The organism is Paraburkholderia sp. RL17-368-BIF-A (genome assembly GCF_046054045.1).
Classification (GTDB): domain Bacteria; phylum Pseudomonadota; class Gammaproteobacteria; order Burkholderiales; family Burkholderiaceae; genus Paraburkholderia; species Paraburkholderia graminis.
In genome coordinates this window covers 96,128-116,904 of sequence record NZ_JARESN010000019.1, presented here as the reverse complement: position 1 = coordinate 116,904, position 20,777 = coordinate 96,128, and the positions used below count along the sequence as shown (strand labels likewise).

The following is a 20,777-nucleotide window of genomic DNA, read 5'->3' as shown; positions in this document are numbered from 1 at the left end:
GCTTTTGCCTTTGTCTTTGCGACTCAGTGAGGCGCGGCGAGCGGCTGCGGCGTCGAGTCCACTCCCAATGCAGCGGCGTTTTTCGCGGACGACGTTTTGCCGCGTTTTCCGTTTGCCGTAGCCTCCTGCGACGCGCCGCCTTTCTGCGCTGCCTCCGCGAGCAGATTCGCCGCATGGCGCGCGGTGATGCGGCTGTGCGGGACGCCCTTTGCATCCAACGCGATGACCTGAAAGAGCTCGCGGTCGCATTCGAGTTCCTGCTGATATTGCTCTGCCGTGTCCACCAGCAATTCGATCAGCTTCTGGCGACGCTGACGGTCGTCGCGCGTGAGCGCAGGATTCCTATGTATCGACGACGCGAGTGTGATCAGTGTGTCCAATTGCGTCAGGCTCCGGTCGCAGAGGTCGAAGGCTGAGAGGGCGAGCTTTTCGTATTGGAGGGCGTCGACGGGGGGACGGGTGGGCGTCGTGGGTTGAAGCTTGAGTGACTTTTTGGTCATGGTGCGATCTCCCTGTGTTTCGGTGGGTCGCCCGGGCACTCGGTTCTTTAGGGAAGGGGTGAGCGGGCATGTGATGTGGTTGACAGACCGGCGTTCCAACAATCCGGCGAGCCTTTCGGCTCCCCCACCACCGCCCGCCCATTGAAATATAGACGTGCAGAGATAGACGCACGACCCGCCTGAGCGGGTGTGCGGTTGGAACGTCAGGCTGTCAAACCTGGTCGCTGGGTGTCTCCCGGCGACTGGATGATTATAAGGGACGCGATTGAGGTTGCTGCAAGTCCCGCGGCCGATGTTTGTTGATTTAGCCGAAGGGGATAGGACGGGTAGGACGCGAGCCTCCCTTGCCGGGCAAAGAGCCCTTATTAACAGCACCTTTAGGCGTTCTCTTGAACGACCTACGGCAAAACGCATGGCGCAAGGAGATTACGCAATGTTTACTCATATCGGCTGTCTGCCGGGAGTCCAACGCCAGTGCTCCACTTTACGAGCCTCATAGTCCTTGGTTTGACTCGCAGTTGGTCATTCCCCGAACGGGATACGGCTTCGTTGTCGGTACTAAAGCGCCCGAACGATGGGTACCGGAATGACGACCGTGTACTAATTCGTCATGTCGAATTGAAGCACCTCTTCAAACACGCGATTTCTAGCCTTGGCATCCTTAATAAGCGCGGAAGACGGCATCACATATAGATGGAGAGGAATGTTGGTATCGGATCCAATCAAGAAGTCGTTATAGACGACTCGCTCCGTTAAAGAGAAAACGTCTTTGAATCCGGTTTGCTTCATATCCCTGTAAAATTCGTCATCAATTTCAACAATAGAAAATGCAAAAACCTCTCTTACGGTTTTTATTTTGTCTGCCAGCTCACCGGAGTAAAGCCTACATTGCAGCAAAGCTTTATTGTTGTCGAATATATCGGCGCCCGGTTTTTTAAACTCGATGACCACTAATTTGTTCGGATGATTTTCATCATCCTTTGAGAAAAACACCGCAACGTCTGGCTTTCTCTTTTGCTTAGTTTCGACATCTTTTCCAACTTCTTGAACGATCTTCGTCAGCGTTTCGTCACTGTAGATGCTGGAGTAAGACAAAAATTTGTCATCAACCAACCATACGTTATTTTCTCTAATTTCATTTCCGCTATTTCTCTTCGGAAGAATGGCGTTGTGAATGGCATCCTCCGCACTGCTAGGCGGCATCTTCGCGAGCGAGTCGATCACCAATGCACGATGAACGATGAACCTCGCAAGGTCGTCGCTAGCCAAGTGAGAAACATCATCCATTGAGACGTATTTACCAGTCTCCAATGCGTCTACAAGCTGGTCTTCCCGACGCGCCTGTTGTGCCCTGTATGTTTTCACTACTTCATCAGCATCAAGTAATGCTACGTCGTCTCCCACCGAGTTGATGTTGATAAAGGGGTAGTATTTCTTCAACTTGTTAATATTGCTTGATCTAAACGCATCAATATCCCCGCTGGCCGTTTCGTTGATCATTGCCATGCATTCTTCACGAATCCGCAGCGTAATTTTTTCGCGACTGATGTGAGAGGCCATGTCTACATCGTCGTCAGTTTTCGGTAGCTCAAGCCTCTGACGTTCGAGATTTGAACGATTGTTAAAATACGTTGACGTCACAAAAATAAGATGTCTGCAGACGTCAAAGCGCCTGCTGATAACATACTCCTCAATGCAAAGTTCGTCTGCGCAGAGCATTGCAACAATGCCTTTCCTTGGCAGTTCGTCCCTAAAGAGATAGCACTTGAATTTCTCTTCGTCGAGATCAAACTCTCTTTCGGCCAATGCCTTTATGTTCTTTCCTGAGAACGAAAATGGATTTTCAAACTGCTGATTTGAGTTATGGGTGAATGTTAATTCAATATCATGTCCCTGCTGATACTTCAAAAACAATATCAGCCGAAGATCGTCGCAGATCGAATTGATCAGTTTCGCAACATGAGTATTGATCTTATCTTTAAGGTTCCCCAGGACAATACTGGTGCTTTGGGGACCACGAATCGGCGTTTTTTTGACTTTTTCTGGATTAAAGTCTGGCGTGTAGTTGAATTCGATTAACTCATTTTGCAACTGACTTCGTATCTCGACGAGATTAGCATATTTCAGAAACGCCAGCCGACCGACGCCTTTTCCGCCAATACTGTCTTTGTGGCTAGTGCAAACCTCGTCAAAATATTGAAGGTTCTGAGACGTGAAACCTTCGCCGTCGTCCACGATAGCGATATTCTCAAGAAACTTCCTCTCTTCGGTTCCAGGAATTATTTGCCCGTTCCTTTCAACGAACTGCAGATCAACAGAGATACGCTTGCCCCCTGCATGGATGGCGTTCGTAAGAGCCTCACGGATTACATCCCGGACAGTTACTCCCCCTTTGTAATGCTCGGCAATAAATTTTCTCAGGTTGATCTTTGCCATGTGCTTGTCCGGTAACTCAGAGGGGTTAAAGATCCGCTCGCATAAGAATTCGACTTCAATCCGAGTGACTTTGTCATCCAGCCAAAGCCGCCAAGAATGACGCGACAGAATCAGAGCAGGTTTGCCTCGCGCCGAATATTAGACCATGCGCGCCGCGGCATGAGAAGTGCTTATGGATCCATGCCAGTCGTCTGTACCTCGCTATCTGAACCCTATTGGCTTTCGCCAAGAGCTGTCGATGAAAGAGCGTTCGACTGCAACAATCGAGTGGCGGGTTACTGGGCAAAGCCGACACCTATACGTCCGTCCCATGACGCAACGGCGGCTTGCGGCCGAACGCGGCGTTTCCATCGCAAGCGGGTATCTTCGCAGCACCCTAAAAACTCGCCAAGTGCCTGTGACGAATCTTGACGAACCCATGTTTAAACAACCCCTACGCGTCCCTGCTATGCTTCCCGTCTAAGCTAAATGGCGCGCCAGCCAAATGAAGCTCTGCACGCTGGCGAGTATCCACAGCACCCATCGCACGAACCGAATCTACCCCACCCCCTTGACCACCCACCTCCGCCCCGCCACCGCCTCCGACGCCCCGCTCATCCTCCACTTCATCACCGAACTCGCGGTGTACGAGAAGGCCGAGCATGAAGTCGTCGCCACCGTCGCAGACATCGAAGCAAGCCTATTCTCCGACGCATCGACAGCAACCGCGCTCATCTGCGAAATGAACGGCGAGCCCATCGGCTTTTGCGTCTACTTCTTTTCTTACTCGACGTGGCTCGGCAAAAAAGGCCTGTATCTCGAAGACCTGTACGTGTCGCCGAAAGCGCGCGGCAGCGGCGCGGGCAAACTGATGCTGCGCCACCTCGCGGCCATCGCATGCGAGACCGGCTGCGGCCGCTTCGAATGGAGCGTGCTCGACTGGAATGCGCCCGCCATCGGTTTCTATGAATCCATCGGCGCGAGCGCGCAAAGCGAATGGGTGCGCTACCGGCTCGCCGGCGAAGCGCTCAAGGCATTTGCCGCAGGCGACACCTCGAACGCTTCGCCCGTGGCAAAAAACGTCCCGCCCGCGACGTAATGGCAGGTGCGAAGCTCGGGGTCGTCGCCGAAATGCCAGCGGTTGTTCGAGTAGACGCGGCTGTCCGCGTACGCCGCCACCACTTCGCCGATAATCAGATCGTGACGCTGGCTGTCGTCGGGAATCACCCTGCACTCCATCCACGCGATGCAACCGGCCAGCATCGGCACATCGATTTTTTCGGCGGCGAAAGTCCCGAGTTCAAAGGCTGAGAACTTGTCGACTTCGAGCCCCGCGTTCGTGCCCACGGCCAGCGTCTGCGCGGCGAACTTGCGGCTCGGCAATTGCAGCCCGAACACACCGCTCGCTTCGATCAATTGACGCGTGAGCGTGCGGCTGTCCACCACCACGATCACCTTCGGCGGGTCGAAGTCGAGCGGCATGGCCCACGAAGCCGCCATCACGTTCGAGCGCCCGCCATGCGCGCTGGTGATGATCGTCACAGGTCCATGATTGAGTAACTGCGTGGCCCGCGGCAATGCCACGGGTTCCCGGGTAGCTTGCATACTTGGTTTTTGCCCGAAGGTCTGGTTTTGTCAGGGCGGCAGCCAGCAAGCCGCCGCCCTTCATGCGTCAATGCGGCGCTTTGCCGTTGGGAACGGCGTCCACCGGCTTATGCTGCTCTTCCCCGAGGCCGGGGAAAAACGCGTTCCATGCGGCTCGCACGCCGTTCGCCGCAGTGGCCTCGGCGTCGATAGGTTCATCGGCGCCTTTGGCCTCGGCTGCGGGTGCGGCTTCGGCGCCGTCGGCGGTGGCCTCGGCGTCGGCTTGCGCCTTGCCGTCAGCCGCCTGCGATGGATCGGCGGACAGCCCGCGCCAGTGCGTGAACGCGTCGTCCGGCTTGTCGGTCCACTCGCCCTCGCCGAATTTCGCAAAGGCCGTGTCCCCGCTCGTCAATTGCACCTCGTACCAGCCGTCGCGCGCGGGCGAGTGAGCGGCCAGTTCAAACCACGGGGTCGGTTCGATTTCCTTCATGTCATCTCCACTCGGATAAATCGTCATAGAAAACACACCAAAGGGAAGCTTCATGCCCGGACTGCACAGCCATCCGGCGACGCGCACCAGACGGCGCGCGGAACATGATGCGGGCGATCGGTCGACATCGCGTGTCCGGTGTCGCCGCGCATAAACGACACGATAGCGCGACATGGGCCGCGCGGACAAACCCAAAAACTTATGCGCGACGCCGACGCGGTTTTTCGATGCCCGCAGCCAGTTCCGCGAGCGCGCGGACGGCCGGCGTGAGCTGCTCCGCGGCGGTGTTGCCGTAGCCGATCACGAGGCCGTTGGTCCCGGCTCGCTGCTCCAGCGCGAAGCTGGACAGCGGCCGCGGGGCGAGGCCTCTGGCGAACGCGCGTTCGGTCAGCGTGTCGTCGTCGATGCCGGCCGGCAAGCGCAGCGTCAAATGCATCCCACAATCGCCGCCGAGAATTTCAGATGCGGCGAAGTGCTCCGTAAGCGCTTCGCGCAATGCCTGCTGCCGCTCGCGATAAAGCCGCCGCATGCGTCCAAGGTGCCGCCCGAATTCGCCGCCTTCCATGAAATGCGCGAGCGCGAGTTGCTCCAGCCGATGCCCGCCGCGCAGCATCTCGTACAGCGCGACTTCGGCATGCGCGGCGATGGCGGGCGGCAACACCACGAAGCCGATGCGCAGCGCCGGAAACATCGTCTTGCTGAACGAGCCGACGTAGAGAACCGGCGCGTCGTCCACGAGCCCCTGCATGCTCGCGATCGGCTCCCCGGAGTAGCGGAATTCGCCGTCGTAATCGTCCTCGATCACCCACGCGCCGCAGCGCCGCGCCTCGGCAATCAGCTCGAGCCGCCGCGCCACGGACAACACGGCGCCCGTCGGATACTGGTGCGCGGGCGACGTGTAAATCAGCTTCGGCGGATGTGCGGCCCACGCGCCGGGCGGCACGCACATGCCTTCTTCGTCGACGGGAATCGGCTGAACGCGCACGTCGCCCTGTCTGAACGCGGCCTTCGCGCCGCGATAGCCGGGGTCCTCGATCCACGCGACGTCGCCGGGATTGGTGAAAAGCCGCACACACAGGTTCAGCGCCTCCTGCGCGCCCTCGGTGATGATCACCTGCGAGCCCTCGCAGCGCACGCCGCGGGCCATCCGCAAATGCGCGGCAATGGCGTCGCGCAAGGCCGGTTCGCCGGCCGGCGTGCCGTAGCCGAGCGCGAGCGGCAACGCGCGCTCCATCGAACGTTCGAGTGCGCGCCGCCAGGCGGCCAGCGGAAAGCGGTCCAAAGCGGGCGTGCCGGGCGTCAGCGGCAACGCGCCATCCATGTAGGTGCGCGTCGCCTTGAATTCGCCGACGCGAGCCGCGTAGGCCACTTTTGGCGCGGCGGGTCGCGCGGGCGGCTCGGCGCGCGCCGCGCGGCTCGAGAGCGCGGTCACGCGCGTGCCCTTTTTGTCGGCGACCACATAGCCGACCGCCGCCAGGTGCTCATACGCGATGACGACGGTGTTGCGCGACACGCCCATTTCCGCCGCCAATAGCCGCGACGACGGCAGCAGCGATCCGGCCGGCAGGCGTCCGCCGAGAATGGCCTGCTGCAGGCGCTCGATCAGCTGCTTTTGCAACGGCGCGGTTTTCCCGGCGGGGTTGCCAGTGGCGCTGCGGTCGCTGTTGCCACGGTTCGCGGCCGTATGAGCAAGCGGACCAATAATCTCGATCATGACGGCTGGACCTATCGAATTCGATTGAGCTGGATCTTTTTAACATACCACGATTGCCGTATCGTTCTTCCATGATTTCCACGATCAACGACACCCACGACGCGAGGAGTGCACACATGGAACCGCAACGTAACGCCTTCGACCAGCCGATCGGCGCGCCGCTGCCCGAGTGGCGCGGCGCAAAGCCGCCAGGGCGCGCGCAGTTGGCGGGCCGCTATTGCCGGATCGAAGCGGTCGACGTCGACGCCCATGCGGCGGATCTGTTCGAAGCCTACGATTCGGCCGACGATGGCCGCGACTGGACCTATCTCGGCGTCGGCCCGTTCGAGAGTGCAGAGGCGTATCGCGAACATTTGGCGCGGCTCGCCGAATCGGCCGATCCGCTGCACTACGCGGTGATCGACAGCGCGAGCGGCAAGGCGGTCGGCACCTTCGCGCTGATGCGCATCGACCCGGCCAATGGCGTGATCGAAGTGGGACACGTCGTTTATTCGCCGCGTCTGAAGCGAACGCGCATCGCGACCGAGGCCATGTTTCTGCTGATGCAATATGTGTTCGACGAGCTCGGCTATCGGCGCTTCGAATGGAAGTGCGATTCGTTGAACGGACCGTCGCGCGCGGCGGCGCTGCGTTACGGCTTCACGTTCGAAGGCATCTTCCGTCAGGCGATTGTTTATCGTCAGCGCAATCGCGATACGGCGTGGTTTTCGATTATCGACAGCGAATGGCCGGTGTTGCGGCCGAGTTATACGCGTTGGCTGAGTGATGCCAATTTCGATGCCGAAGGCGGGCAAGTGGAAAGGCTGGCGGATTTGATTGCGCGGGGAAGAGCGGCGTCTGATTGAGTCCCGCTGATATCAGTTCGAACGATGAATTTTTGAGCCGGCTTTCGCGCCGGCTTTGCTTTTACATCGCCGCGCCTGGCTCGCGCTTGAACATGATGGTCGGCTGACCTTTATACGTCGTGCGAAGCTGCTCGCGATAGCCGGCCTTGTGCGCGACTCGCAGCGACGCTTCATTCTCCGGCGCGACGATGCATGCGGTTGCAGCGCCCGGCCATTTTTGATCGGCCCATTCCAACGCGGCGCGCACGGCTTGCGTCGCGTAGCCTTTGCCGTGCATCGCCGGACTCAAAGCCCAGCCCATTTCCGGCGTGCCCGCCAATGACGGCTCGATCTCGCGCTGAAAATCGGCGAAACCCACTTCGCCGACAAAGCGCCCGGTGTCCGTTTCGCGGACTACCCAATAGCCGTAATCGAGCAGCGCCCAGTGACCGGCATAGCGCAGCAGACGCGCCCACACTTCCTCACGCGCAAAAGGCTTGCCGCCGATGTACCGGACGACCTCGGGATCGGACCACATAGAGAAGCTGTCGAGGAAGTCGTCGCGCGTGTGTGGGCGGAGGGTGAGGTGGGGGGTGGTGAGGGTGGAAGGAGGCGTGGGCATTTGAGGGAGCGGCGGCTCGGCGAGTGAGCTTGAAGATTGAGAAGTTGAACGTGGACGCTCAAAGACGTTGCGCTTGCATCATCGCAGATTCCTCGCGTCTGCAAATTATTGCAGCGATTAGTTGCCGCCGGCGGCTCACGCCAACTCCAAAAACCGCCCCAAACAAGGATTACGATTCGCCGGCGACCACGCCAGCACCTGCTCGACCAAAGGCGCATCCACGAGCGGCTTGAACACCACGCCAGCCAACTGCGCCTTGCGCATTGAAGCCGGCACGAGTGCGACACCCACGCCTTCATCGACGAGACTCAGCACCGTCTGCTGCAATTGCACCTCGAAGCGGATGTCGGGCTCGAAGCCGCCCGAGCGGCAATGCTCGAGGATCGTCGCGCGCAACGTGGGCGCCACTTCCTCCGATGCCAGCACGAACGGTTCGCCGGCCAGTTGCGCGATCCTGAGCCGCCGCGCGCGGGCTCGCGGATGACCACGCGATAGCGCCACGCACAACGGCTCGCGCAGAATCGTGCGCGTCGCGAGTCCCTTGCCCGGCACATGCGGAAACATGATGGCCGCGTCGATATGCCCGGCCACCACCTGCGCGGCGAGATCGTTCGAAACGACCTCGCGCAGACTCAAAGCGACCTCGGGATACGCGGCGCCGAATGCACGCGCATAACCGGGCACCACGTTATAGGCCGCGCACATCGTGAAGCCGATGGCGAGCTTGCCCGCTTCGCCCGACGCCGCTGCCTGCGCATTGCTCACCGCCTGCTCGACCGACGCGAGGATCGCCTTCGCATCCGCGTAGAAACGCTCGCCCGCGGCGGTCAGCGTGACGCTGCGCGGGCTGCGCTCAATGAGCGTCACGCCGAGGCTCGCTTCCAGCGCCGCCAGTTGGCGGCTCAACGGAGGCTGCGACAAGTTCAGGCGCGCCGCCGCGCGCCCAAAATGGCGCGTCTCAGCAAGCGTCACAAAATAGCGCAGCGGCTTGATGTCGATCACGTTGCTATCCCCCTTTTCCAACGATGCACAAAAGGTATCGTCGAAGGCAAAAAACGGTATTTGATTGTATCAACGCAAATCACTACGCTGACGGCTCGCCCTTCTATCCGCGTTTATTGCCCGCGCGTTCCAAACCGATGTTAGCCACTCTCGAGATTCTGCTTCCCGTCTTCGGCCTCATATTCGCGGGCTTTGCGTGCCGCCGTCGCGGCGTGCTCGGACCGAACTCGGCATCGGAACTGAATCGCTTCGTGGTCTGGCTGGCGTTGCCGGCGCTGCTCTTCGACACGATGGCGCGCGCCACGTGGGAGCAGTTGTATCAGCCGGCGTTCGTCGTCACGTTTTCCGTTGCATGCGCGGGCATCTTCGCGCTGATACTCGTGATGCGCCTGCTGAACGGACGGCATCTCGCGGACGCGAGTGTCGATGCAATCGCCGCCTCGTATCCGAACACGGGCTATATCGGCTTTCCGCTCGGCATGATCGCGTTCGGCCAGGCGAGCTTGACGCCCACCACCATCGCGACGATCCTGGTCGCGTGCGTACTGTTTGCGGGCGCCATCGTGCTGATCGAAGTCGGCTTGCAGACGGAGCGCACGCCGCACAAACTCGGCCTGAAAGTGCTGGGCTCGCTGGCGCGCAATCCGCTGATCGTGTCGCCGATTGCCGGCGCGCTCTTCGCCAGTCTTCATGTGCCGTTGCCGCCGAGCGCGGAGACCTTCCTCAAGCTGTTGAGCGGCGCGGCCAGTCCGTGCGCGCTGGTGAGCCTCGGCTTGTTTCTCGCGGAAAAGCGTCCGTCCGAATCGGGCACGCGCGGCATTGCGTGGCTGCTCACACTCGTCAAGCTGATCGTGCAACCGGCGCTGACATGGTGGCTCGCGGCGCGTGTCTTTGGCCTCTCGCCCGCGCTCGTCGAAATGGCGGTCGTGCTCGCGGCGCTGCCCACCGGCACCGGCCCGTTCATGCTGGCCGAGTTCTATGAACGCGAGGCGCACATCACATCGCGCACCATTCTGTTGTCGACGGTAGGCTCCGTCGTGACGCTCTCGCTGCTGTTGCTATGGATGGGTCATCGCGCCTGAATCCAAACGCACGCGCACCCACAGCCGCAAAACAACGAGCGCTTTTCCAGCCACGCCGCATCACACGCTAAGATTGAGGCCGCCGGGCCCGCGCGACGCCCGGCGCGACAAGACAGTTTGCCTCGGAGAATCTGATGCCTGAAGAGTATGAAGTGCATGGTCCGCACGACCATGCGGTGCAGCACGCCGGTCACCACGACGCGGACTCTTTCGGGAGCCGCATGGCCGTGATCACGGCAGTGCTCGCGACGATCGGCGCGCTATGCGCCTATCAAAGCGGCAACAGCGAAAACCTCGCGCTGTACTACAAGAACGAAGCCGCGATCAAAAAGACGGAAGCATCGAATCAATGGAATTACTACCAGGCCAAGGGCGAAAAGCAGAACCTCGCGGAGTTGGGCGCGGCGCTGTCCGCGGGTCAGTCGGACGAACACGCAAAGTTTCTCGCGGACGTCGACAAATATAAGCAGCAGAAAGAACCGATCCGCGCCAAAGCCGAAGAGATCGAAAAAGAAGTCCTCGATAACAATGCGAAGAGCGAAGTGCTGCTGCACGGTCACCATCGCTGGGCGCAAGCTACTACGCTGATTCAGGTAGCCATCGCGCTGTGTGCGATCACGTTGCTGACGCGCAAGAAGTGGCTGCGCAATCTGTCTTTCGTGGTCGCGGCCGTGGGTGTCGCCACTGGCGCGCTCGCATTTTTCTCGGCTTGACGGGAGCTTCGTGTGATCGATAGTTCAGCCGTTCTCGGCGTGTTATCCGTGTATGTGGCCGGCGTCGTGATTCCAGGACCGAACTTCGTGGCCGTCGCGCACAAGGCGGCGTCGACCACGCGCACCGAAGCGCTCGCGGTGGTGGCGGGCATCGTCCTCGTCAATCTGTTCTGGGCAAGCTGCGCGATTCTCGGCGTCGGTATCGTGTTTGCGGCGTTTCCGTGGCTGGCGTTTGCCGTGAAGATGGCCGGGGCGGCTTATCTGATCTGGTTCGGCGGACGGCTGATCTTCAAAGCCTCGGCGGGCAACTCGCAAGAGATCGCGCAAGCGCCTGGCGGCAGCCTTCGTCAGGCGTTCGCGCAAGGCTTCGCGACCAATATCGCCAATCCGAAGTCGGTCGCGTTTTTTGCCGCGGTGTTTTCGTCGGCGGCGCCGCCGCACGAGAGCGTCGGCACGTTCCTCGCGATGCTCGGCATGGTGTTCGTCGTGGCAAGCAGCTGGTATGGCTTTGTCGCGCTGACGTTGTCGCATGCGCGAATTGCATCGGCGTATCGGCGCAGCAAGGCGTGGGTCGATCGCGTGTGCGGCGGCGTGATTATCGCGTTGGGTGTGCGGCAGTTGATACGGTAGGGGGTTGGTGGGGGCGTATGTTCGCGGACGTCGCCGCATGACGCCGCGCCGCGTCCACCCCAGTTTATGCGCACAAACTACGGCGCCCTACTGCATCGCCGAGCGGGCGCGCTCCAGCAGCAACTCGCGCTCTCGCACATTGCGCGTCATCGCCGCCGCGCGTTCGAACTCCGCGCGCGCTTCGTCGAGGCGGCCGAGTTTTGCGAGCAGATCGCCGCGCACACTCGGCAGCCAGTGATAGTTCGCGAGCGTGGCATCGGCGGCAAGTGCATCGACTATATCGAGGCCGGCCGCCGGCCCGAACGCCATGCCCACCGCGACCGCGCGATTCAATTCGACGACCGGCGAAGGCGCCACCTGCGCAAGCGCGTCATATAGCGCGACGATCTGCGCCCAGTCCGTCTCTTCCGCGCGATGCGCGCGTGCGTGACACGCGGCCAGCGCGGCTTGCAGCGCATACGGCCCGCTCGCGCCGCCAAGCGCATGCGCCGTGTTAAGCGCAGCCAATCCGCGACGAATCAGCAGCGGGTCCCAACGGCTGCGATCCTGGTCCAGCAACAGAACCGGGCGGCCCTGCGCATCGGTTCGCGCATGCATGCGCGACGCCTGAATCTCCATGAGCGCCACAAGGCCATGCACTTCGCTTTCATCGGGCACGAGACCGCTCAGCACGCGCCCGAGTCGCAGCGCTTCTTCGCTGAGCGCCGGGCGCATCCAGTCGTCGCCGGCCGTGGCCGAATAACCTTCGTTGAAAATCAGATAGATCACTTGCAGCACCGACGCGAGCCTCGGCGCGCGCGCGTCGGCCTGCGGCACCTCGAACGGCACTTTCGCCGCCGACAGCGTGCGCTTCGCCCGCACGATCCGTTGCGCGATGGTCGGCTCGGGCACGAGAAACGCGCGCGCGATTTCATCCGTCGTCAGACCGCCGAGCAGGCGCAGTGTGAGTGCGACGCGCGCGTCCGTCGACAACACCGGATGACACGCGGTGAACACGAGCCGCAGCAAGTCGTCGCCGATGTCGTCGGCACGCGCCGCATCCAGCGCATCGACGAAATCGGGCACCAGATGCGCCTCGAGCGCGTCCATGTCGTGGCCCAGTTCCTGGCGCTTGCGCGCGTGCAGCGCTTCCTGCCGCAAGCGGTCGAGCGCGCGATTTTTTGCAGTCGCCATCAGCCACGCTCCAGGATTGTCGGGCACGCCCGCGTCCGGCCAATGTTCGAGCGCGGACACGAGCGCGTCCTGCGCCAGTTCTTCGGCGAGCCCGACGTCGCGCACCATCCGCGCGACGTGGGCGATGACCTTGGCGGACTCGATCCGCCAGACGGCCTCGATGGCACGATGAGTGGCCAGTTTCGTCACAGGCTCAGCCCGCCGCCTTGGCGTTCGGGTCCATGTAGATCAGCTCCCAGATATGTCCGTCGATGTCCTCAAATCCGTGGCCGTACATGAAGCCGTAGTCCTGCGGCGCGCGCGGCACGCTGCCGCCCGCTTCGACTGCTTTGGCGACCAGCGCGTCGACTTCGCCCCGGCTTTCGCACGACAGGCCGACGAGTGTTTCCGTACTTTCTTTCGGATCGCAAAGCGATTTACGCGTGAACGACTTGAAGAGGTCTTTCACGAGCAGCATCGCGTAAAGGTTTTCACCGAGGATCAAACATGCGGCCTGATCGTTGGTGAATTGCGGATCGAAGCCGAAACCGAGCGCGCTGAAAAATGCCTTCGACCGTTCGAGATTACCGACGGCGAGATTCACGAAAATTTGCTTGTGCATGATGGAATCCAATAATCGGTTCGCGGCGGCTCAGCGGCAATTTAGCGGCGGCCCGCTTCCAGTTCACGGAAACGCTCAAGCTCCGGACCCGGCTCGAAGTCCTCGAGTTCGAAGAGTTGCCGCACTTCGATTTCGCCATCGGCGTTTTCGCCGAACGGCGCGGGAAAACGCCGCGCCCATTCCATCGCTTCCTCGCGCGAACGCACCTGGATCAGCGTGTAGCCGGCAATCACTTCTTTGGTATCCGCAAACGGACCGTCGATCACCGAACGCTGGCCGCCGCTGTAGCGAATGCGCCACCCTTTCGAAGTCGGCTGCAAGCCGGTGGCGTCGAGCAGCACGCCGGCCTTCGCGAGTTCTTCGTGATACGCGCCCATCGCGGCCATGAGGGACGCTTCGGGCATTTCGCCGGCTTCGCTTGCGGCGGTTGCCTTCACCAGGATCATGAATCGCATCGCGGTTACTCCTTTTGTCGTGATGTTGTAGAGAGCGTGCGGCGCCTTGGCCGCTCTTACTCACACGACGAGCAATGCACGAACGATTCGACAGCTATGATGCGTCGCTTGGGGAAAACCCCGAGTCAAAAGCCGTCGCTCGCTTACATGAAGCACGGGCCGAGCTTGCGTACCTCGACGGTGCACCACGTCGCCGCCGGACAGGCTTGCGCAATCGCCACGGCTTCTTCGCGCGATTCGCAATTGAGCAGGTAGAAGCCGCCGATCATTTCCTTCGCTTCGGCGAACGGGCCGTCGACCAGTTTCGGCTGGCCGCCGCGCACCTGCACGCGCACGGCGTCGCTGGAGGATGTGAGCGCTTCGGCCGCCAGCAGTTTGCCGCGCTCCTTGAGATCCGCGCCGAAGCGCACCATCTCGTCGTAGACTTCGCGGCCCTTGGCCTCGCCGCGTTGCGCGCGTTGTTCGGGGGGTTCGACGATCAGCAGCATATAAGACATGGCGTCTCCAATGAATGACGCTGCGGACCGTCAGCCCGGCAGTCGTATGACACAAATGGACGCTCATGCGAGCGCGGAAAGCCAGTCTAACAAGCGCGCATCGTTCCGGTAAACCTGCCTCGATGGGTAATCGGCCGTCGGCGGTTGAGTTTTACGAAGACTCGTAATAGATGGACGGCAAGCGAATTGAGTTTCGCCACGCGCGTGGCGTTGCGCCGATTTGAAGCGGTTGCGAACGCGCTAACGTCTGCTTCAAACTAAGCGGCAGTCGGAAGAAGATTGAGCACTTCAATGTGACGCAGCACAACGATCAACAGACGCAAAGCAGACGCAAAAAAAACGCCCCACGTGGGGCGTTCTATCGTCTTCAACTTACCGACTTAAAGCACCGCTTCCGCGATCGCTCTCGTCCGCGCGGACCGCATCAAGCCTTCGATCATGCGCGCCTGCGCGTTCGCGATCTCGCTCAACGACGCCACCGAAAGTTGCGCATCGAGAATCGCCAGCGCCGTGCAGAGTCGCGCGTATTCGTCGTCATTCAACTTCCATGCGCCGGTTCGCTGCTCGCGCTCGTCGAGGTGAACCATCGCCGCATGCCCGCTCTGAATATCGTCGAGCGTGTCTTCGCCGAGGCCGAGGCGCGCCAGTTCCTGCGACACCAATAAATGCCGGCTCAACATCATGTGTAGGTCGCGCGAACCGTGGCCGTGCTGGAACGCGTCGAGCGACGCATAGCACTGCAGGATCATCGCGGCGGTAACGGGCTCGTGTGCGCTGCGGCTGTGAGTGAGCGCACGCAATAGCGGCGACATGGCCGGCGCATTGTGTTTGCGGACTCGCGCTTTACTGGACATAGATTCAACCTCCTTCGCTAACTCTCGGCTTCGTCGCCACATCGGTACGATTTTCCGGCGACGAATGCCGCCGATGCGCCGGCGGCTCGACAGCCTCTAATGTGAGTCTGTGTAAGCATGATGGCAAGCCTTTATTAAGACCGGCTTAAACGGCGAAATTCCCGGTCGTCCACCGCAAGTACAAAAAAAAACCCTGTTCCCGCGAGAGAACAGGGCCGGACAGGATGGAAGTCGTGCTTGCGCGTGGATGCTCGCCGACCTTTAACCATCGAAACTAACCAAGCTGTTGCTGCTTGTGCTGCTACTGCGAAAAGCAAAACGTTTGCTGCCTGCTTTACCGCTACTGCGAAGACTTTTGTTGCGACGTCAACTGCTTGTGTTATTGCTGCTCAAGCTATTACCGGTGCTGCAAAAACTGCAAACTGCAACTTGAAAAAAACGATCTGCTACTTCACCTGCCACTGCGCCATTTGCTTCTACTTCCTACTGCTTTACTGCCCTGCCGTGTCGACTGCCACGGCAAACTGCCATCAACGGTACGGTTCAAAACAACGCGGGGGAAGACCGCGTCGATGGGCTCGGTGATTTGTCGCTCCATGGAAAACAGTTTATGCGAGCGAGCGCTCGAGCAATTGGGCAAAAGGAAGGGCATTGCCACGCCTGTTTGACGAATGGACGTAACAATCGGGGACGCATGTGGAAGAGACTGCGGGGAACAACGCGAACGGACACCGCCGCGCGCAAGTCAGAGCAACTCGGCGCGAATCAGAGCAACTCAGCGCAAGCAGACACAGCACAACGAATGCGCACGCAGCATCACGTAGACGCTGCGTGCGCAACGATCAATCGACATCAGCGCGCGGCAAAGTCGCTGATCGTCAGCAGGACTTTTTCGCCCGGACGCGCCAGCATCTTTCTTTCGGCCACAGCGGTGATGCGCTTGCGGCCATCGGCGAAAGTTTTCAGCATGCGGTCTTCCGCGGCGCCGCGTTGCAACCAGAAATATTGCTCCAGCGCTTCACGCGTGACGGCGCATTCGAGTTCCCGTCCTCGCGCCGAAAGCTGGAAAATCACCGCGCGCCCGTCTGGGGAGACGCTTGGTTCAAGCTCGATAATCTCCATGGCCCACCTCGCAAAGTTGCTTATGCCGCCCGTCGTATTCAACGAGCGACGCCGAACAAAACTGAATAGACACGCAAGCCCGCATCGGTCTTTCGGCTGATGAATCCGCTACTGCGCCGCCGTTACCTCAATCGTAAGCGAACGTGAAAACGCGTGCATGTCAGCGTGCCCCAACCGAAGCGCAGGCGAAACTGCACGCGCGTTCGTCAGCTCGGGCATGCGTGGCGTCGCGCTCATCCACCGCGAGCGTTTCACACAGAAGTCATGCAATAGCGTACTCAAACCTTCGGACATCGCGTGTGTCCCGCCGCGCACTCCGCGCGACGCGGACGCAAGCGCGAACCAGGAATGCGGCGGCCGCAATTCGTGGGACGTCACACCACGCGAATCGCGGAAACGCAGGCAGCCCGTGTCGGGATAGAAGACGAGCGTCGTCACGTCGCCCTCGATTGCGCGCGTCAGAACTTCGGTTCTCGGGTTCAGCATTGTTCGTCGTATGCCAGGTGGCGCCGTCTGTCGGCGTTTCGGCGTGTCGCGCCGCGAGGTCTCGACCTGCGCGCGTATCAATCCGCGGGTAAGGGCAAAAGCAAGGCACATGCCAATCTGTGTCGAACGCGCCGCGTCCGGTTTCCGTCGAGCCCCATAAAGTGCAAACGTAGCGCGGTCTGCGAACGGCAAAGCATAGGCGGCGCTTGATGCGTCGCGGGTAAAGCCGCTGCGGTGCATCGTGTTGTCGACAGTCGCGTGAGCCGCGATATACGTCGATCAACTGCGCAAGCGCGCACGTTCACACGCCGATGCATGGTAAAAACGCGCAGGCAGCATGACAATTCGCGCCCATTCTTACTAACGGCCCGCGCGCCCGCGCGCCTCGACATGTCCGACCACCAACCTGCGATAACCCTGCGCCCCGCTTCCGCCGACGACGAAACGTTCCTCTTCGAGTTGCGCAAGGCGACGATGACCGAGCATCTCGCGCGCGTCGGCGAACCCGCGGACGACGCCGAGCATCGCGCGCGTTTGCTGCATCGTTACGACGCGGCGCGCGTGATTTGCGTCGACGGCACGCCTGCCGGTTTGCTCAAGGCGCATCGTTCCGATACCGAATGGCGAGTCGTTCAATTGCAGATCGCGCCGGCACTGCAAGGGCGCGGCATCGGCGAACGGGCGCTGCGCACGGTGCTGCGCGACGCCGACGCCGCGACCTTGCCCGTCGCACTCAAGGTGCTCAAGGGCAATCCGGCGCGGCGTCTTTACGAACGGCTCGGCTTCAAAGTCGTGAGCGAAGATGAGAGAGAGTTTCACATGAGGCGCTCGCCCCGTGCGTCGGCGGAAACTGAAGCAGAATGAATGGCGGATAAGAACTGACACCGCACGAGCTGACTTGACCATTCACGAACGCGCGTGCCGACAGATGCGTTGATGTGAAGCTGATCCCAAGCTGATCCGACGAATATCGGCCCGCACGCGTCACATGTTCGTATACGAACTGCACCATCCTGGCGCGGCGACCTGCTTATCGCCGAACAATGTACAGCCGCCGTAGGCATCCGCAGTCTTGCCCTGAAACAGCGAACATGTGCTGCACTTCTGGTCTGCTGCGTATTGCGGATACTTCGCTTTGTCGACCTTCGACGCGTCTTCCTTATAGCCGAGCGCTTGCGCTTGCGGGTCGGTCTCGCTGAGTACATTTGCGTTTGCGCTGGCGGCGAAGCCCACGCGCGACATCATGAGCGAAGAGCCGGCGCTCACACTCATCAATAAAAAATGGCGGCGCGACGTTTTCATTGTTGTGCTCCGATGGTGGTCATGGCGCGTGTCATCGCGGGGATGAATCAACTGCAACGATTCTAGCGTGAGCGACCATTCGCACGCACGCAACCACGCATGCTTACGATTTGAATGCACGCCGAGCGCTCGCGAACGCGACTCTCGTTTTGCGTTTATCCTCTTTGCTCGTTTCTCGCAGTGTTCTCCATCGCAATCGTTTGGTCCCATTCGGAGTTGAGCATGCAATACCGCAAATTCGGCCGCACAGGGCTGACTGTTTCCCGCCTGTGTCTCGGCACCATGACGTTCGGCCTGCAAACCGAAGAAGACGCTTCGCGCCGCATTCTCGACACAGCCGCCGATGCCGGCGTGAACTTCATCGACACCGCCAACGTTTATCCGCTCGGCGGCGGCGAGGACAACGCGGGACGCACGGAGGAAATCGTCGGGCGCTGGCTGAAGGGCAAGCGCGATCGCTTCATTCTGGCCACCAAGGCAGTCGGCAAAATGGGCCCTTCCGCGTGGGATCAGGGCGCGTCGCGCAAGCATCTGCTCGATGCCATCGACGCCTCGCTAAAGCGTCTCGGCACCGACTACGTCGACCTGTATCAACTGCATTCCGACGACGCCAACACGCCGCTCGACGAAACGCTCGAAGCGCTGGACGTGATCGTGCGTTCGGGCAAGGCGCGCTACATCGGCGTGTCGAACTTTCTCGCGTATCGGCTCGCGCGCGCACTCGGCCGCGCGGACGTGCTGCGCGTCGCGCGCTTCGTCTCGGTACAGCCGCGTTATAACCTGCTGTTCCGCCAGATCGAACGCGAACTGCTGCCGCTCGCCGCCGAAGAGGAACTCGCCGTGATGCCATACAACCCGCTCGCGGGCGGCTTGCTGACCGGCAAGCACAAGCTCGATGCAGCGCCTGCGTCGGGCCGCTTCACCGAAAGCGTCGGCAAGGCGGGCGCGATGTATCAGGAGCGCTACTGGCATCACCGCGAATTCGAAACGATCGAGCGGCTCAAGAGCATTGTCGAGCCGACCGGCGAATCGCTCACGCGCGTTTCGCTCGCGTGGGTTCTGGCGAATCCACTCATCACGTCTGCGATTATCGGTGCGAGCCGCGCCGAGCAACTGAGCGACACGCTCGCCGCATCCGAACTCGTGCTGGACGACGACATCAAGAAGCAACTCGACGAAGCCAGCGTCGAATATCGTTGGGGCGATGCGGCGCGCTAACCGCGGCAGTCAGCCGACATGGCGAGTGATCGCGAGCCGCAACACGCGCGCTGCGATCATCGCCCGTATCTGAGCACCGTGCTGGTGGCCGCGATCACATGGTCCTTCATGGCGGCGAGCAGCGCGTCTCTCGTCAGACCGGCCGGCAACGCATCCGGCGCGAGATCGAGCGCGTAGATCTGCACGACATAGTGATGCGGCACCTCGCCGACCGGCGGACACGGGCCGTAATAGCCAGGGCCGCCCGTGCGGTTCGTTCCGGCGACGCTTCCAGGCGGCGGCGCGGCTCCCTCGCCAAGCGCGGTCACGGAAGACGCAATGCCGTATAGCACCCAATGCACGATGCCGAGACCTTTAGCGCCATCGGGATCGAAGATCGTCACTGCATAACTCTTTGTGCCGGCCGGCACGTTGCGCCATTGCAGCGCGGGCGACACGTTGCCGCCGCCGCAGTTATTCGCGCTGGCCGCATGCGTCGATTCGAGTGTGCCGCCATCGGCCAAACCGGGCGAACTCAAGGTGAAAGCCTCGGCCGCATAGGCGTGAGCAACGGCGAACGTCAGCATCGCGCCGACGCTCAACGAAATCATGCGCCGCGCAGCGCCAACGTAAGCCCTTCGAATCATTGTTGTTTGCTCCCGGCGATTCGCGCCAGTTGAGATCTATTTGAACTTCCCCGTGCGTGCATTCGCTTCGGGCAATTGCCGCGTTTCGCGCACCGACCTCGGATGCCATAAGCGCGCGCCGCCTTCAATACCCGCATCGTTCGAAACGGTCGCAACGTTCGCGGGCAAATCGAATGTCAGCCGCGCCGCGTTGCCGCCGCCAATCCATAGCTTGTCGTAATTCACGAGCGATTCGAGAATGCCGATCACTTTGTGAACACGCTTATTCCAGCGTTTATTCCCGGCTTTTTCGCGTGCTGCGTCGCCGATGTACTCGTCATAAGCCACGCCTTTCTTGCTGACCGGATGATGCGCGAGTTCGAGATGAGGCATCAACTCGCCGTCGCGAAAGAGCGCGGTTCCCGCGCCGGTGCCGAGCGTCAACACGAATTCGATGCCCTTGCCTTCTATCGCGGCGAAGCCCTGCATTTCGGCGTCGTTGATCATGCGCGCGGGCAAGCCGCCCAGTTTTTGCGCGAGCAGATCGGCAAGCGCAAAGTCGCGCCATCCTTCCACGCCGAAATGCGGCGCGGTCAGAATGCGGTTGTTGCGGACCACGCCGGGAAAGCCGATCGACATCAACTGCGCCGGCGCCTTCGCGATCAATGGCTCGACGAGTTTTGCCAACGCATCGACGAGTTGCTGCGGCGTGCACGGATGCGGCGTCGCCACGCGCAAGCGCTCGGTTTGCATCTGACCGTTTGCGTCGATGATCGCCGCTTTCAGTCCAGTGCCGCCGACGTCGATTGCAAGAATCCGTTCGTTACGCGTTGCTGCCTTGTCTTTCGATGCCGCCATGTTGCCCCCCGTTGATGTGGTTTTACCGAG

24 protein-coding genes are annotated in these 20,777 nt (G+C 60.8%); 7 read left to right on the top strand and 17 right to left on the bottom strand.

Annotated elements, in window-relative coordinates; all coding sequences use genetic code 11:
* Positions 1–23: 23 nt before the first annotated feature.
* Both P0D87_RS26680 and P0D87_RS26675 read right to left on the bottom strand, forming a co-directional pair.
* Positions 24–500, bottom strand: coding sequence for a hypothetical protein (locus tag P0D87_RS26680; RefSeq protein ID WP_053859819.1), 477 nt, complete (start codon positions 498–500; stop codon positions 24–26).
* Positions 501–1,100: 600 nt separating this feature from the next.
* A complete protein-coding gene (locus P0D87_RS26675; RefSeq protein WP_053859818.1) occupies positions 1,101–2,936 on the bottom strand; it encodes an ATP-binding protein in 1,836 nt (611 codons plus the stop codon).
* A 550-nt stretch (positions 2,937–3,486) separates the two neighbouring features.
* On the opposite strand from P0D87_RS26675, the gene P0D87_RS26670 reads away from it, so the two are divergent.
* Positions 3,487–4,014: a GNAT family N-acetyltransferase gene (locus tag P0D87_RS26670; protein ID WP_053859817.1), complete on the top strand. Its 528-nt coding sequence runs from the start codon at positions 3,487–3,489 to the stop codon at positions 4,012–4,014.
* Here the strand turns inward: P0D87_RS26670 and P0D87_RS26665 are convergent.
* From P0D87_RS26665 to pdxR, 3 genes are all read right to left on the bottom strand, one after another.
* Positions 3,921–4,520 (bottom strand): flavin reductase family protein, encoded by a 600-nt coding sequence (locus P0D87_RS26665; protein ID WP_053859816.1) that lies wholly within the window; start codon positions 4,518–4,520, stop codon positions 3,921–3,923. The genes P0D87_RS26670 and P0D87_RS26665 overlap by 94 nt on opposite strands.
* Before the next feature lie 67 nt (positions 4,521–4,587).
* Positions 4,588–4,989 (bottom strand): hypothetical protein, encoded by a 402-nt coding sequence (locus P0D87_RS26660; protein WP_006047331.1) that lies wholly within the window; start codon positions 4,987–4,989, stop codon positions 4,588–4,590.
* A 199-nt stretch (positions 4,990–5,188) separates the two neighbouring features.
* The gene (gene pdxR, locus P0D87_RS26655; RefSeq protein ID WP_053859815.1) at positions 5,189–6,703 is read right to left on the bottom strand and encodes a MocR-like pyridoxine biosynthesis transcription factor PdxR; all 1,515 of its coding nucleotides are present in this window, start codon (positions 6,701–6,703) and stop codon (positions 5,189–5,191) included.
* Positions 6,704–6,819: 116 nt separating this feature from the next.
* On the opposite strand from pdxR, the gene P0D87_RS26650 reads away from it, so the two are divergent.
* Positions 6,820–7,548, top strand: a complete 729-nt coding sequence (locus P0D87_RS26650) for a GNAT family N-acetyltransferase (protein WP_053859814.1) — start codon at positions 6,820–6,822, stop codon at positions 7,546–7,548.
* 61 nt (positions 7,549–7,609) lie between these two features.
* Here the strand turns inward: P0D87_RS26650 and P0D87_RS26645 are convergent, their stop codons facing one another.
* Both P0D87_RS26645 and P0D87_RS26640 read right to left on the bottom strand, forming a co-directional pair.
* The gene (locus tag P0D87_RS26645) at positions 7,610–8,149 is read right to left on the bottom strand and encodes a GNAT family N-acetyltransferase (protein ID WP_053859813.1); all 540 of its coding nucleotides are present in this window, start codon (positions 8,147–8,149) and stop codon (positions 7,610–7,612) included.
* Between the two features lie 135 nt (positions 8,150–8,284).
* On the bottom strand, positions 8,285–9,151 hold the full coding sequence (locus P0D87_RS26640) for a LysR family transcriptional regulator (protein WP_053859812.1): 867 nt from the start codon (positions 9,149–9,151) through the stop codon (positions 8,285–8,287).
* A gap of 137 nt (positions 9,152–9,288) precedes the next feature.
* Between P0D87_RS26640 and P0D87_RS26635 the strand changes: the two genes are divergently transcribed.
* From P0D87_RS26635 to P0D87_RS26625, 3 genes are all read left to right on the top strand, one after another.
* Positions 9,289–10,233, top strand: a complete 945-nt coding sequence (locus P0D87_RS26635) for an AEC family transporter (protein ID WP_053859811.1) — start codon at positions 9,289–9,291, stop codon at positions 10,231–10,233.
* 134 nt (positions 10,234–10,367) lie between these two features.
* Positions 10,368–10,946, top strand: a complete 579-nt coding sequence (locus P0D87_RS26630) for a DUF4337 domain-containing protein (RefSeq protein WP_006047337.1) — start codon at positions 10,368–10,370, stop codon at positions 10,944–10,946.
* Between the two features lie 12 nt (positions 10,947–10,958).
* On the top strand, positions 10,959–11,576 hold the full coding sequence (locus tag P0D87_RS26625; protein WP_053859810.1) for a LysE family translocator: 618 nt from the start codon (positions 10,959–10,961) through the stop codon (positions 11,574–11,576).
* An 87-nt stretch (positions 11,577–11,663) separates the two neighbouring features.
* Here the strand turns inward: P0D87_RS26625 and P0D87_RS26620 are convergent, their stop codons facing one another.
* From P0D87_RS26620 to P0D87_RS26590, 7 genes are all read right to left on the bottom strand, one after another.
* Positions 11,664–12,938, bottom strand: a complete 1,275-nt coding sequence (locus P0D87_RS26620; RefSeq protein ID WP_053859809.1) for an RNA polymerase sigma factor — start codon at positions 12,936–12,938, stop codon at positions 11,664–11,666.
* 4 nt (positions 12,939–12,942) lie between these two features.
* Positions 12,943–13,350, bottom strand: a complete 408-nt coding sequence (locus P0D87_RS26615; RefSeq protein WP_006047340.1) for a VOC family protein — start codon at positions 13,348–13,350, stop codon at positions 12,943–12,945.
* Between the two features lie 41 nt (positions 13,351–13,391).
* Positions 13,392–13,805: a YciI family protein gene (locus P0D87_RS26610; RefSeq protein ID WP_029967178.1), complete on the bottom strand. Its 414-nt coding sequence runs from the start codon at positions 13,803–13,805 to the stop codon at positions 13,392–13,394.
* Between the two features lie 143 nt (positions 13,806–13,948).
* Positions 13,949–14,302 (bottom strand): YciI family protein, encoded by a 354-nt coding sequence (locus tag P0D87_RS26605; RefSeq protein WP_006047342.1) that lies wholly within the window; start codon positions 14,300–14,302, stop codon positions 13,949–13,951.
* Between the two features lie 380 nt (positions 14,303–14,682).
* Positions 14,683–15,156, bottom strand: a complete 474-nt coding sequence (locus P0D87_RS26600) for a hypothetical protein (RefSeq protein WP_053859808.1) — start codon at positions 15,154–15,156, stop codon at positions 14,683–14,685.
* Positions 15,157–16,008: 852 nt separating this feature from the next.
* On the bottom strand, positions 16,009–16,278 hold the full coding sequence (locus tag P0D87_RS26595) for a DUF1488 family protein (protein WP_006047345.1): 270 nt from the start codon (positions 16,276–16,278) through the stop codon (positions 16,009–16,011).
* Positions 16,279–16,386: 108 nt separating this feature from the next.
* On the bottom strand, positions 16,387–17,004 hold the full coding sequence (locus P0D87_RS26590) for a hypothetical protein (RefSeq protein WP_321175883.1): 618 nt from the start codon (positions 17,002–17,004) through the stop codon (positions 16,387–16,389).
* A gap of 150 nt (positions 17,005–17,154) precedes the next feature.
* Between P0D87_RS26590 and P0D87_RS26585 the strand changes: the two genes are divergently transcribed.
* On the top strand, positions 17,155–17,628 hold the full coding sequence (locus P0D87_RS26585) for a GNAT family N-acetyltransferase (protein ID WP_053859806.1): 474 nt from the start codon (positions 17,155–17,157) through the stop codon (positions 17,626–17,628).
* 120 nt (positions 17,629–17,748) lie between these two features.
* Here P0D87_RS26585 and P0D87_RS26580 read toward each other — a convergent pair whose 3' ends face one another.
* Positions 17,749–18,066, bottom strand: a complete 318-nt coding sequence (locus P0D87_RS26580) for a high-potential iron-sulfur protein (protein WP_053859805.1) — start codon at positions 18,064–18,066, stop codon at positions 17,749–17,751.
* A 222-nt stretch (positions 18,067–18,288) separates the two neighbouring features.
* On the opposite strand from P0D87_RS26580, the gene P0D87_RS26575 reads away from it, so the two are divergent.
* Positions 18,289–19,284 carry an aldo/keto reductase gene (locus tag P0D87_RS26575; protein ID WP_006047349.1) on the top strand — a complete coding sequence of 332 codons (996 nt, stop codon included), beginning with the start codon at positions 18,289–18,291 and terminating at the stop codon, positions 19,282–19,284.
* A 56-nt stretch (positions 19,285–19,340) separates the two neighbouring features.
* On the opposite strand, the gene P0D87_RS26570 is transcribed toward P0D87_RS26575, so the two are convergent.
* Both P0D87_RS26570 and P0D87_RS26565 read right to left on the bottom strand, forming a co-directional pair.
* A complete protein-coding gene (locus P0D87_RS26570) occupies positions 19,341–19,874 on the bottom strand; it encodes a YbhB/YbcL family Raf kinase inhibitor-like protein (RefSeq protein WP_371025993.1) in 534 nt (177 codons plus the stop codon).
* Positions 19,875–19,946: 72 nt separating this feature from the next.
* Complete coding sequence (locus tag P0D87_RS26565) at positions 19,947–20,747, bottom strand: ROK family protein (protein ID WP_006047351.1); 801 nt, start codon at positions 20,745–20,747, stop codon at positions 19,947–19,949.
* Positions 20,748–20,777: the final 30 nt, after the last annotated feature.